The 13,271-nt window shown below is 57.9% G+C and carries 8 protein-coding genes; 2 read left to right on the forward strand and 6 right to left on the reverse strand.

Translation table 11 applies throughout. The annotated features are described in order from the left end of the window. Positions 1-182 precede the first annotated feature (182 nt). Positions 183-1,691 (forward strand): glycerol-3-phosphate dehydrogenase, encoded by a 1,509-nt coding sequence (gene glpD / locus ACOTX4_RS19415; protein WP_023314965.1) that lies wholly within the window; start codon positions 183-185, stop codon positions 1,689-1,691. Between the two features lie 87 nt (positions 1,692-1,778). Here the strand turns inward: glpD and glgP are convergent, their stop codons facing one another. From glgP to asd, 6 genes are all read right to left on the reverse strand, one after another. Then, on the reverse strand, positions 1,779-4,226 hold the full coding sequence (gene glgP / locus ACOTX4_RS19420; protein ID WP_023314966.1) for a glycogen phosphorylase: 2,448 nt from the start codon (positions 4,224-4,226) through the stop codon (positions 1,779-1,781). A gap of 18 nt (positions 4,227-4,244) precedes the next feature. After that, the gene (gene glgA, locus ACOTX4_RS19425; RefSeq protein WP_003861584.1) at positions 4,245-5,678 is read right to left on the reverse strand and encodes a glycogen synthase GlgA; all 1,434 of its coding nucleotides are present in this window, start codon (positions 5,676-5,678) and stop codon (positions 4,245-4,247) included. Beyond that, positions 5,678-6,973 (reverse strand): glucose-1-phosphate adenylyltransferase, encoded by a 1,296-nt coding sequence (glgC, locus tag ACOTX4_RS19430; RefSeq protein ID WP_003861582.1) that lies wholly within the window; start codon positions 6,971-6,973, stop codon positions 5,678-5,680. The genes glgA and glgC overlap by 1 nt, the downstream gene beginning before the upstream one ends. A 17-nt stretch (positions 6,974-6,990) precedes the next feature. Beyond that, complete coding sequence (glgX, locus tag ACOTX4_RS19435) at positions 6,991-8,964, reverse strand: glycogen debranching protein GlgX (RefSeq protein WP_003861580.1); 1,974 nt, start codon at positions 8,962-8,964, stop codon at positions 6,991-6,993. After that, on the reverse strand, positions 8,961-11,147 hold the full coding sequence (glgB, locus tag ACOTX4_RS19440; protein ID WP_045330039.1) for a 1,4-alpha-glucan branching enzyme: 2,187 nt from the start codon (positions 11,145-11,147) through the stop codon (positions 8,961-8,963). Before glgB ends, glgX begins: the two co-directional genes overlap by 4 nt. Before the next feature lie 239 nt (positions 11,148-11,386). After that, positions 11,387-12,490 (reverse strand): aspartate-semialdehyde dehydrogenase, encoded by a 1,104-nt coding sequence (gene asd / locus ACOTX4_RS19445; RefSeq protein ID WP_003861575.1) that lies wholly within the window; start codon positions 12,488-12,490, stop codon positions 11,387-11,389. Between the two features lie 178 nt (positions 12,491-12,668). Here asd and yhgN point away from each other — a divergent pair, with 178 nt between their 5' ends. Beyond that, positions 12,669-13,262, forward strand: a complete 594-nt coding sequence (gene yhgN / locus ACOTX4_RS19450) for an NAAT family transporter YhgN (protein WP_003861574.1) — start codon at positions 12,669-12,671, stop codon at positions 13,260-13,262. The last annotated feature ends 9 nt before the right edge of the window (positions 13,263-13,271 follow it).

Consider the following 13,271-nt stretch of genomic DNA (forward strand, 5'->3'; position numbering starts at 1 on the left):
GGGGAGAGGGCATCAGACCGCACGATTTTACCCCGTAGTGTACGTCCTGGCGGCGGGTAAACGCCATTATGTTATCCATATCACTCTAAATTGTTTTTTTGATGTTACCAAAAGCGCGTTCCTTTGCTATTATGAGCGATATCGAACATTTTTGAGCTTTAACGAAAGTGCATGAGGGTGTTATGGAAACCAAAGATCTGATTGTGATAGGCGGTGGCATCAACGGTGCCGGTATTGCGGTTGATGCCGCAGGACGCGGTTTATCCGTGCTGATGCTGGAAGCTAACGATCTCGCCTGCGCGACGTCGTCCGCCAGCTCCAAGCTGATCCACGGTGGCCTGCGCTACCTGGAACACTACGAATTCCGCCTGGTCAGCGAAGCGCTGGCCGAACGCGAAGTGCTGCTGAAAATGGCCCCGCATCTGGCGATCCCGATGCGCTTCCGCCTGCCCCATCGCCCGCATCTGCGTCCGGCGTGGATGATCCGCATCGGTCTGTTTATGTACGATCATCTGGGTAAACGCACCAGCCTGCCGGGTTCAACCGGTTTGCGTTTTGGCTCAGAATCGGTCCTTAAGCCTGAAATCGTGCGCGGTTTCGAATATTCCGACTGCTGGGTGGACGATGCGCGTCTGGTACTGGCTAACGCGCAGATGGTCGAGAAGAAAGGCGGCGAGGTGAAAACCCGCACCCGCGCCACCGCCGCACGCCGCGAAAACGGCCTGTGGATTGTGGAAGCGGAAGACGTGGATACCGGCGAGAAGTTTAGCTGGAAAGCGCGCGGCCTGGTGAATGCCACCGGCCCGTGGGTGAAACAGTTCTTCGATGACGGTATGCACCTGCCTTCTCCATACGGCATCCGCCTGATCAAGGGCAGCCACATTGTGGTGCCGCGCGTGCATACCCAGAAACAGGCTTATATCCTGCAAAATGAAGACAAGCGCATTGTGTTTGTGATCCCGTGGATGGACGAGTTCTCCATCATCGGCACCACCGACGTGGAGTACAAAGGCGATCCGAAAAACGTTGAGATCGACGAGAGTGAAGTCAGCTACCTGTTGAAAGTGTACAACGCGCATTTTAAGAAACAGCTGGCGCGCGATGACGTGGTCTGGACCTACTCCGGCGTGCGTCCGCTGTGTGATGACGAGTCTGACTCACCGCAGGCCATCACCCGTGACTATACGCTTGATATTCACGACGTTGACGGTCAGGCGCCGCTGCTCTCCGTGTTTGGCGGTAAGCTCACCACCTACCGTAAACTGGCGGAGCATGCGCTGGAGAAACTGGCGCCGTATTACAAAGGCATCGGCCCGGCGTGGACGAAAGGCGCCGTGCTGCCTGGCGGCGATATCGGCGATAACCGCGACGATTACGCCGCGAAGCTGCGTCGCCGCTTCCCGTTCATTACCGAAGGCATGGCGCGCCACTACGCCCGCACCTACGGCAGCAACACCGAACTGTTCCTCGGCGACGCGAAAGAGATTGCCGATCTGGGCGAGCATTTTGGCCATGAGCTATACGAAGCCGAGCTGCGCTACCTGGTGGAACACGAGTGGGTGCGCCGTCTGGACGATGCCATCTGGCGTCGTACTAAAGAAGGGATGTGGCTGAATGCCGAGCAGCAGTCTCGCGTGGCGCAGTGGCTGGCGCAACATGCGGGAAAGCGTGAATTGTCGCTGGCGTCGTAATTGAAAAAAAGCCGGGTGGCGGCTCCGCCTTACCCGGCCTACTCGATCGCGTAGGCCCGGTAAGCGCAGCGCCACCGGGCTTTGTTTTTACAACCGCACCGGATCAATATGCCAGATATTCTCGGCATACTCTTTGATGGTCCTGTCTGACGAGAAGTAGCCCATGTTGGCGATGTTATGCATCGCGGTGCTGGTCCACTTCTCCTGCTGACGGTACAGTTCGTCCACCTTATCCTGACAATCCACGTAGCTGCGGTAATCCGCCAGCACCTGATAGTGATCGCCAAAGTTAATCAGCGAGTCCACCAGGTCACGATAGCGCCCAGGCTCCTCAGGGTTAAACACTCCGGTTGCGATTTGCGTCAGCACCTGGCGTAACTCTTCATCCTCTTCATAATACTCACGCGGCGAGTAGCCCTGCTTGCGCAGCGCCTCCACCTCTTCCGCCGTATTCCCGAAGATAAAGATATTCTCCGCGCCCACATGCTCCAGCATTTCGACATTTGCGCCGTCCAGCGTGCCGATAGTCAGCGCGCCGTTCAGGGCAAACTTCATGTTGCTGGTGCCGGATGCTTCCGTCCCCGCCGTGGAAATCTGCTCAGAGAGATCCGCCGCCGGAATAATCAGCTGCGCCAGGCTTACGCTGTAGTTCGGGATAAACACTACCTTCAGCTTATCGCCAATGTCCGGATCGTGGTTCACCACCTTCGCCACATCGTTGATGAGATGAATGATGTGCTTCGCCATGTAATACGCGGAGGCCGCCTTACCGGCAAAGATTTTCACACGCGGCACCCACTCCGCCGTCGGGTCAGCCTTAATGCGGTTGTAGTGGGTAATGACGTGCAGGACATTCATCAGCTGACGCTTGTACTCGTGGATACGTTTGATCTGCACGTCGAACAGCGCTTTCGGGTTCGCCACCACGTTCAGATGCATCGCCAGCCAGACCGCCAGACGCTTCTTGTTCAGCAGCTTGGCTTCCCGTACCGCTTTGTTCACCGTCGGGAAATCGATGTGCTGCTCAAGCTCGCTCAGCTGGCTCAAATCGGTGCGCCAGGTGCGGCCAATGTTCTCATCCAGAACGTCGGAGAGCGGCTGGTTCGCCAGCGCCAGCCAGCGGCGCGGGGTGACGCCGTTGGTCACGTTGCAGAAACGCGTCGGGAAGATCTTCGCGAAGTCCGCAAACAGCGACTGCACCATCAGGTTCGAATGCAGCTCTGATACGCCGTTGACCTTGTGGCTGATCACCACCGCCAGCCAGGCCATGCGTACGCGACGCCCGTTGGATTCATCAATGATCGAGGCGCGGCTCAGCAGACCGGTATCGTTCGGGTACTGCTCCTGCAAGGTCTTGAGGAAGTAGTCGTTGATCTCGAAGATGATTTGCAGATGGCGCGGCAGAATTTTGCCGAGCATATCCACCGGCCACGTCTCCAGCGCTTCACTCATCAGCGTATGGTTGGTGTACGAGAACACCTGGCAGGTTACTTCAAACGCGTCATCCCAGCTGAACTTATGCTCGTCAATCAGCAGGCGCATCAGCTCAGGGATCGACAGCACCGGATGGGTATCGTTGAGGTGAATAGCGGTTTTTTCCGCCAGATTCGCATAGGTTTTGTGCAGCTGATAGTGACGGCTAAGGATATCCTGAATCGTTGCCGAGACGAGGAAATACTCCTGACGCAGGCGCAGCTCGCGGCCTGAGTAGGTCGAGTCATCCGGATACAGGACGCGGGACACGTTCTCAGAGTGGTTTTTATCTTCCACCGCCGCGAAGTAGTCGCCCTGGTTGAATTTACCCAGGTTGATCTCGCTACTGGCCTGCGCGTTCCACAGGCGCAGCGTATTGGTCGCATCGGTGTCGTAGCCGGGGATGATCTGGTCGTAGGCCACGGCCAGGATCTCCTCGGTTTCCACCCAGCGGGATTTTTTACCTTCCTGCTGAATACGCCCGCCAAAACGCACCTTGTAGCGCGTGTTGTGGCGCTTGAACTCCCACGGGTTACCGTACTCCAGCCAGTAGTCCGGGGACTCTTTCTGACGGCCATCCACGATGTTCTGCTTGAACATGCCATAGTCGTAGCGAATACCGTAGCCGCGCCCGGGCAGCGCCAGCGTCGCCAGTGAATCGAGGAAGCAGGCGGCAAGACGCCCGAGACCACCGTTACCCAGCCCCGGGTCGTTCTCTTCGTCAATCAGCTCTTCTAAATCCAGCCCCATCTCTTCCAGTGCGTTTTTGACGTCGTCATAAATCCCGAGCGATAACAGCGCATTGGAGAGGGTGCGACCAATCAGAAACTCCATCGACAGGTAATACACCTGTCGCGTCTCCTGCGAAAGCTGGGCGCGGTTGGAGCGCAGCCAGCGTTCGACCATACGATCGCGCACCGCAAACAGCGTGGCGTTCAGCCACTCATGTTTGTTGGCAATTACGGGATCTTTCCCAATGGTAAACATCAGCTTATAGGCGATGGAGTGTTTCAACGCCTCAACGCTGAGCGTGGGGGAAGAGTAGCTAAATGGAGCATTCATATCAGTAACTTCGCCTCGTTACATCAAGCGTTGATAAAGGTCGCGGTAGGACTGCGCCGCAACGTGCCAGCCAAAGTCCATGGACATCGCCTGACGTTGTACGTAACGCCACAGGGATGGACGGGACCACAAGACGAAAGCACGCCGGATCGCCCGAAGCAGCGACCAGGCATTACTGTCCTCGAAAACAAACCCGCTGGCGATACCATCCGCCAGGTTTTCCAGGGAGCTGTCAGACACCGTATCCGCCAGCCCGCCCGTGCGGCGTACCAGCGGCAACGTGCCGTATTTCAGACCATAGAGCTGCGTCAGGCCGCAGGGCTCGAAACGGCTCGGCACCAGAATCACGTCCGCGCCGCCCATGATGCGGTGCGAGAACGCTTCGTGATAGCCAATCTGCACGCCCACCTGCCCCGGATGTTCCGCCGCGGCCGCAAGGAAACCTTCCTGCAATACCGGGTCGCCCGCGCCGAGCAGCGCCAGTTGCCCACCCTGCTCCAGTAATCCCGGCAGCGCTTCCAGCACCAGATCCAGCCCTTTCTGGCTGGTCAGGCGGCTGACCACCGCAAACAGCGGTACCTTGTCGTTGACCTTCAGCCCCATCGCAATCTGTAGCTGGCGCTTGTTCTCCGCTTTGTCCTCCACGGAGTCGCGTCCATAGCGCGCCGCCAGCAGGAGGTCCGTTTCCGGATTCCAGATCTGTTCATCTACGCCGTTCAGAATGCCCGACAGACGACCTTCACGGTGGCGCTGTTGCAGCAGCCCTTCCATACCGTAACCGAACTCCGGCTGGGTAATTTCACGCGCGTAGGTTGGGCTGACCGCCGTGATATGGTCGGCATAGTACAGACCCGCCTTCAGGAACGAAATCTGTCCGTTAAACTCCAACCCATGCATGTTAAAGAACGACCATGGCAGATCGATGTCATTCATATGATGCGCGTAATACATGCCCTGATACGCCAGGTTGTGCACCGTAAACACCGATTTGGCCGGGTGCCCCTTCGCCGCCAGATACGCAGGAGCCAGCCCCGCGTGCCAGTCGTGCGCGTGCACCACGTTCGGACGCCAGAACGGATCCAGCCCGACGGCCATCTCCGCCCCCACCCAGCCGAGCAGGGCAAAGCGCAGCACGTTATCGGTATAGGCGTACAGGTTGGTATCGTGATACGGGCTGCCGGGTCGATCGTATAAATGCGGGGCATCAATCAGGTAAATCCCTGTGCCATTGTAATGTCCAAACAGCAGGGTGATACGTCCCGCGAAGGTCTCGCGACGGGTAACAACCTTTGCATCGGGAATACCACGCCGGATATCCGGAAAAGCGGGCAACAACACGCGGGTATCCACCCCTCCGGCAATTTGCGCCGCCGGTAGTGCACCAAGAACATCCGCCAGTCCGCCCGTTTTTAACAACGGGAACATCTCAGAACATACGTGTAAAACCTGCATCATCGCTCCTGTTTGATTTGCAGCTTCCGCAACATTTCCCGTGTTACTAACACGATCCCCTCTTCCGAACGGTAGAAACGACGCGCATCTTCTTCCGCATTTTCCCCAATCACCATCCCTTCGGGAATGACGCAGGCACGGTCGATAACGCAGCGACGCAGACGACATGAGCGCCCTACCCAGACATCCGGCAGCAGGACTGCCGAATCGATATTACAGAATGAGTTTATACGCACGCGCGGGAACAGCACGGACTGCACCACCACCGAACCGGAGATAATGCACCCGCCAGAGACCAGCGAGTTGAGCGTCATACCATGGCTGCCGGAGCGGTCCTGGACGAACTTCGCCGGCGGCAGCGATTCCATATGGGTGCGAATCGGCCAGTTCTGGTCGTACATATCCAGCTCAGGCGTGACGGACGCAAGATCGAGGTTGGCTTTCCAGTACGCTTCCAGCGTTCCCACATCGCGCCAGTAAGGTTCCGCATTCGGATCGGACTGCACGCAGGACAGCGGGAAGGGGTGTGCATACGCCATGCCAGCTTTGGTAATTTTCGGGATGATGTCTTTACCGAAGTCGTGGCTGGAGTTTTCGTCTTTGTCGTCCTCTTCCAGCAGTTCATAAAGATAATCGGCATCAAAGACATAGATCCCCATGCTGGCGAGCGATTTGGTGTCGTCGCCCGGCATGGTTGGCGGGTTCGCCGGTTTTTCGACAAAGTCGATAATCTTGTCGTCGCCATCTACATGCATCACGCCAAACGCGGTTGCTTCCGCAACAGGCACCGGCAGGCACGCCACGGTGCAGCGCGCCCCTTTTTCGACGTGGTCGATCAGCATGTGGGAGTAATCTTGCTTGTAGATGTGGTCCCCGGCGAGGATAACGATGTATTCCGCGTTGTAGCGGCGAATGATGTCGAGGTTTTGGGTCACGGCATCCGCCGTGCCGCGGTACCAGTTCTCCCCGTGAACGCGCTGCTGCGCCGGGAGCAGATCGACAAACTCGTTCATCTCTTCGCTGAAGAATGACCAGCCGCGCTGAATGTGCTGCACCAGCGTGTGCGACTGATATTGGGTAATGACGCCAATACGGCGAATGCCTGAGTTCAGGCAGTTTGACAGTGCAAAATCGATAATACGGAACTTACCACCAAAGTGAACGGCCGGTTTAGCACGCTTGATGGTCAAATCTTTCAGACGGGTACCACGCCCGCCCGCGAGTATCAGGGCAACTGTTTTTAATGGTAGCTGGCGCGCCAACATTAACGGATCGTTCTTCTCTAATCTAACCATGACTAACTCCTTTTTTATCATCTTTGGAATACGCACACTCCGTGCGCAGGCCCGTGCCAGACAGCCATAACAACCGGATTATCCGCTCCGGCAAAGGGAGGAATGGCTCGCCACTCCCCGTCAGGTAAAACAATCTCTGCGACGTCATCCGTCGCGTTCAGCGTCACCAGCCACGCATCCGAAAGCAGGATTTGCAGACAGGGTATGCCGTGTTGCCACTCTTGCGCGCTTAACGGTTGCGCGTCTTTATTCAGCCAGCGAACGTTGCCGTCGCCCTCTTCCCACCAGCGGTCGGCGGTGAGCGCGGGGATGCGCTGGCGAAGATGGATCAGCGCCGCGGTGAAATGGGTCAGCCCGCTGTTCGCTTCTCCCCAGTCGAGCCAGGTCAGGGTGTTGTCCTGGCAATAGGCGTTGTTGTTGCCGTGCTGGCTGTGGCCGTGCTCATCGCCCGCCAGCAGCATCGGCGTGCCCTGCGACAACAAAAGCGTCGTCAGCAGCGCATGAACGCTGGCGCGTCGCCGCTCGATCACATCCAGACTTCCGCCTAACCCTTCTATACCATGGTTAAAGCTATGGTTATTGTTAGTCCCATCGCGATTCTCCTCGCCGTTTGCCTCATTGTGTTTCTGATTGAAACAAACGCAGTCGCGCAGCGTAAAACCGTCGTGCGCCGTCACCAGGTTAATGGTGGCCGACGGACGTTTGCCGTCACGCTTAAAGAGATCGCTGGAGCCGGCAAAGCGACCGGCAAACTCCCCCAGCGACAGATCGCGCGTCAGCCAGAAGCGGCGGACGGCATCGCGGAAGTGGTCGTTCCACTCGGCAAACAGCGGCGGGAAGTTCCCCACCTGATAACCGCCCTCGCCGATGTCCCAGGGCTCCGCAATCAGCTTCACCTTTGAAAGCACCGGGCAGTTTTTGATGGCCTCAAACAGCGGCGCCTGCTGGCTGAACGCCGGGGTGCGCCCCATCACTGGCGCCAGGTCGAAGCGAAAACCATCCACGTGGAACGTCTCAACCCAGTATTTCAGGCACTCGTACGCGTAATGCGTAACGGCCGGATGACTGAGGTTGAGGGTGTTACCGCACCCGGTCCAGTTCTCGTAATCGCCGTCGTCCCTGATCCAATAATAGCTACGGTTATCGATTCCGCGCTGTGAGAGCGTCGGGCCGTCAAGATCGCTTTCCGCACTGTGGTTCAACACCACGTCCAGAATGACCTCGATACCCGCCGCGTGAAGCGCTTTCACCGCATCGCGAAACTCATCCCGCGCCTTCTCAGGATTCACCGCATAACGCGGATCGAGGGCGAACAACGCCAGCGGGTTGTAGCCCCAGTAGTTGCTTAACCCGAGACGCTGTAGCCGCGGCTCGCTGGCGAAATGCGCCACGGGCAACAGCTCCAGCGCGGTGATCCCTAAGTGCTTCAGGTACGCGACCATCGTCGGATGCCCAAGCGCTTTATAGGTGCCGCGCATCTCTTTGGGAATTGACGGGTGCAGATACGTCAGCCCTTTGACGTGGGCTTCATAAATAACGGTGTTGCCCCAAGGCGTACGCGGCGGGGCATCGTCTTCCCAGTCGTAGAGATCGTGCACCACCACGCTTTTGGGCGCGACGGGCGCGCTGTCGCGGTGGTCAGGTTCGCCGTAGCCAACGTGGAACAGCGGGTCATCTTTAAACTCACCGTCCACCCGGTGCGCACACGGGTCAATCAGCAGCTTCGCCGGGTTAAACCAGTGCCCCTGAGAGGGCTCCCAGGGGCCGTGTACGCGAAAACCGTAGTGCATCCCCGGCCGTCCTCCGGCCAGGTAGCCATGCCAGGTATCCCCCGTGCGCGCCGGTAAATCGTAACGGTGCTCGTTACCTTCCCCGTCAAACACACAGAGTTCCACCCGCTCCGCATGGGCGGAAAAGAGCGTGAAGTTCACCCCCTTTCCGTCAAAACTCGCCCCGAGCGGTTCGGGTTTACCTGCCGTAAGCTGCGTCATTCTCCCTCCCGCGCCAGCCAGATTGTGCCAAGCGGCGGCAGCGTCAGGCTCAGGGAGTTCGGACGGCCATGGCTTTCAATGGCATCGCTCTGCACCAGCCCGCCGTTACCCGCATTGCTGCCGTGGTAGTGCATGGAGTCGGTATTGAGAATTTCGCGCCATTTGCCCGGCTGGTTAATGCCGAAGCGGTAGTGTTCACGCGGCACTGGCGTGAAGTTGCTGGCGACGATGATCTCGTTACCCGCCTTGTCGCGGCGCGCAAAGACAAACACCGAGCGCTCGTGGTCGTCCACCACCAGCCACTCAAAGCCGTACGGATCAAAGTCCAGCTCGTGCAGCGCTTTGTGGTGGCGATAGGTCAGGTTCAGGTCGCGGACCAGACGCTGTACGCCGTGGTGCCAGTTGTCCGCGCCTTCCAGCAGATGCCAGTCAAGGCTGGTATCGTGGTTCCATTCGCGCCCCTGCGCAAATTCGTTGCCCATAAACAGCAGCTTTTTGCCCGGGAAGGCGAACATCCAGCCGTAGTAGGCGCGCAGGTTGGCAAACTTCTGCCACGCGTCCCCCGGCATGCGGTCGAGAATGGATTTCTTGCCGTGCACCACTTCATCGTGCGACAGCGGCAGCATGAAGTTTTCGGTGTAGTTGTAGAGCAGCCCGAAAGTGAGCTTATCGTGGTGATACTGACGATAAACCGGGTCGAGCTTCATGTAGTCGAGCGTGTCGTGCATCCAGCCGAGGTTCCACTTGTACCAGAAGCCCAGTCCGCCCATTGACGGTGGACGGGAAACGCCCGGGAAGTCGGTGGACTCTTCCGCCATGGTCACGGCACCTTCCACCTGCTCCCCGATGATGCGGTTGGTGTTGCGCAGAAACTCAATCGCTTCGAGGTTTTCACGCCCGCCATACTCGTTCGGGATCCACTCACCCTCTTTGCGGCTGTAGTCGCGGTAAATCATCGACGCCACCGCATCGACGCGCAGGGCATCAATGCCGAAACGCTCGATCCAGTACAGCGCGTTCCCGACCAGGTAGTTCGATACTTCACGGCGACCGTAGTTGTAGATCAGCGTGTTCCAGTCCTGGTGATAGCCTTCGCGCGGGTCGCTGTGCTCGTAAAGCTTTGTGCCGTCGAACTCTGCCAGCGCAAAATCATCCGACGGGAAGTGGCCCGGCACCCAGTCGAGGATGACGTTCAGCCCGGCGGCGTGCGCGGCATCGATGAAATAGCGGAAGTCATCGCGCGTGCCGAAGCGGCGCGTAGGCGCATACAGCCCGGTTGGCTGATAGCCCCAGCTGCCGTCGAACGGGTGCTCGTTGATCGGCAGCAGCTCCAGGTGCGTAAAGCCCATCCATTTGGCGTACGGCACCAGCTGGTCCGCCAGCTCGCGATAGCTCAGCCAGAAGTTGTTATCGGTGTGGCGACGCCACGAGCCGAGATGCACTTCATAGACGGAGATCGGCGCATCAAAGCGGTTAGCCTGCTTGCGCTCTTCCGTCTGGACAACCTTCTCCGGCAGGCCGCAAATCAGCGAGGCGGTATTCGGGCGCAGTTCGGCCTCAAAGGCGTACGGGTCAGATTTAATGCGCAGCTTGCCGTTGGCATCGATCATCTCGAATTTGTAGAGCTGACCGTTGTGCGCGCCGGGGATAAACAGCTCCCAGATGCCGGTTTCCCGGCGCAGGCGCATGGGGTGACGACGACCGTCCCAGTAGTTGAACTGCCCGACAACGGAGACGCGCTGGGCGTTTGGCGCCCATACGGCAAAACGCGTGCCGGTGATACCGTCCATGGTATCCGCATGGGCACCCAGCGTTTCGTAAGGGCGTAAATGGGTCCCTTCGGACAGCAGCCAGGCGTCCATCTCTTTTAAAAGCGGGCCGAAGCTATAAGGATCGTCAATCAGGTTTTGCTGACCGTGCCAGATAACGGCAAGCTGATAACGAAAAGGATTTTTACGGCGGGGCATGACGCCCGAGAAGAAGCCACGCGAGTCGAGGCATTCCAGATTACCCACCTTGCGGCCGGTTTTGGGTTCGATAACCCACACTTCTGTTGCATCCGGTAACAGCGCACGAACTTCCAGTCCGGCCTCTGTACGGTGCATCCCTAGCACAGAAAAGGGGTCGGCAAAGTGACCCGCAATAAGCGCATTAATCACGTCTCTCGAAATACGATCGGACATGGTATTCATCCTGTTTTTTTATGTCGCCCTTTTTACGCGCTCCGGGACGACTTTTAATGTGACCTAAACGGTGCAGTTAATCCTCTCTGCTCCGCCCTACCCTCAGGTGAGAAATAAATCTTCCTTAAAGCATAGCCAACGTCGTGGGTCCTCCTGATAAAAAATAAGACATCTGCGTTTTACTCCATGTAGTACGCAAAAAAAGGGGGTGACAATCACCCCCCGTGTTTAACAAATTATTACGCCAGCTGGCGCAGCATGCGGCGCAGCGGCTCGGCGGCACCCCACAGAAGCTGGTCGCCAACGGTGAACGCGGAGAGGTACTCCGGCCCCATGTTCAGCTTGCGCAGGCGGCCAACCGGGGTGGTCAGCGTGCCGGTGACGGCTGCCGGGGTCAGTTCGCGCATGGTGATATCGCGATCGTTTGGCACCACTTTCGCCCACGGGTTATGCGCGGCCAGCAGCTCTTCCACGGTCGGAATAGACACATCTTTTTTCAGTTTAATGGTGAAGGCCTGGCTGTGGCAGCGCAGCGCGCCGATACGCACGCACAGACCGTCAACCGGAATGGTGTTCGCGGTGCCGAGGATTTTGTTGGTCTCAGCCTGGCCCTTCCACTCTTCGCGGGTCTGGCCGTTATCCAGCTGTTTGTCTATCCACGGGATCAGGCCGCCGGCCAGCGGTACGCCGAAGTTATCCACCGGCAGCTCGCCGCTGCGGGTGAGCTGAGTGACTTTACGCTCGATATCGAGGATCGCGGACGCCGGGTCTGCCAGCTCGGCAGCGACGCTCTGGTGCAACTGGCCCATCTGGGTCAGCAGCTCGCGCATATGACGCGCGCCACCGCCGGACGCCGCCTGGTAGGTCGCCACGGAGACCCACTCCACCAGATCCTGTGCGAACAGACCGCCGAGAGACATCAGCATCAGGCTGACGGTGCAGTTACCGCCAACAAAGGTTTTCACGCCGTTGTTCAGGCCGTCGGTGATGACGCCCTGGTTAACCGGGTCGAGAATAATGATGGCATCGTCTTTCATGCGAAGCGAAGAGGCCGCGTCAATCCAGTAGCCCTGCCAGCCGCTTTCACGCAGCTTCGGATAGATTTCGTTGGTATAATCGCCGCCCTGGCAGGTCACAATAATGTCGAGTGCCTTCAGCGCCTCCAGGTCGTAAGCATCCTGCAACGTGCCTGTGGTACCCCCAAAGGACGGTGCAGCCTGGCCGAGCTGGGAAGTGGAGAAGAAGACCGGGCGGATGGCGTCGAAATCGCGCTCTTCAACCATGCGTTGCATGAGTACAGAGCCGACCATACCGCGCCAGCCGATAAAACCAACGTTTTTCATAGCATTTTTTTCCTGCAAGGGGTGTGTGCTGATTGTGCAAGCCAGTATTGAACTGGGATATGCTTCACATTACAAAATGCTGCCAAAGTCGCAAGCGAAATTAATCGATGATTGCCCGGCAATCAGAAAAAGTGCTAATCATCGCAATGACCACAATAAGTATCAGGGATAATTTAAGATGAGTGAAATCATTTCCGCAGCGGTTTTATTGATCCTGATTATGGATCCGCTCGGTAATCTGCCGATCTTCATGTCGGTGCTGAAGCACACCGAGCCGAAGCGCCGTCGGGCGATCATGATCCGCGAGCTGCTCATCGCCCTGCTGGTGATGTTTATCTTCCTGTTCGCCGGTGAAAAAATTCTCGCTTTCCTGAACTTACGCGCCGAAACGGTCTCCATTTCCGGCGGGATCATTTTGTTCCTGATTGCCATTAAGATGATTTTCCCTAGCGCGGAGGGCAGCAGCAGCGGCCTGCCTGCGGGTGAAGAGCCGTTTATCGTGCCGCTGGCGATTCCGCTGGTCGCCGGGCCAACGATTCTGGCCACGCTGATGCTGCTGTCGCATCAGTATCCGAATCAGATGAGCCATCTGGTGATTGCCCTGCTGATCGCCTGGGGCGGGACATTTATTATCCTGTTGCAGTCGTCGCTATTCCTGCGCCTGCTGGGTGAGAAAGGGGTGAACGCGCTGGAGCGCCTGATGGGGCTGATTCTGGTAATGATGGCAACGCAGATGTTCCTGGACGGGATCCGAGCGTGGATGAAAGGATAGGTAAAAGCA

The sequence above is a fragment of the Enterobacter cloacae complex sp. IR5459 genome, from assembly GCF_049238005.1.
GTDB classification, from domain to species: domain Bacteria; phylum Pseudomonadota; class Gammaproteobacteria; order Enterobacterales; family Enterobacteriaceae; genus Enterobacter; species Enterobacter hormaechei_C.

Coding starts and splice junctions, on each gene's coding strand:
- glpD (WP_023314965.1), top strand. CDS start 183: ATGGAAACCAAAGATCTGATTGTGATAGGCGGTGGCATCAACGGTGCC.
- glgP (WP_023314966.1), bottom strand. CDS start 4,226: ATGAATGCTCCATTTAGCTACTCTTCCCCCACGCTCAGCGTTGAGGCG.
- glgA (WP_003861584.1), bottom strand. CDS start 5,678: ATGCAGGTTTTACACGTATGTTCTGAGATGTTCCCGTTGTTAAAAACG.
- glgC (WP_003861582.1), bottom strand. CDS start 6,973: ATGGTTAGATTAGAGAAGAACGATCCGTTAATGTTGGCGCGCCAGCTA.
- glgX (WP_003861580.1), bottom strand. CDS start 8,964: ATGACGCAGCTTACGGCAGGTAAACCCGAACCGCTCGGGGCGAGTTTT.
- glgB (WP_045330039.1), bottom strand. CDS start 11,147: ATGTCCGATCGTATTTCGAGAGACGTGATTAATGCGCTTATTGCGGGT.
- asd (WP_003861575.1), bottom strand. CDS start 12,490: ATGAAAAACGTTGGTTTTATCGGCTGGCGCGGTATGGTCGGCTCTGTA.
- yhgN (WP_003861574.1), top strand. CDS start 12,669: ATGAGTGAAATCATTTCCGCAGCGGTTTTATTGATCCTGATTATGGAT.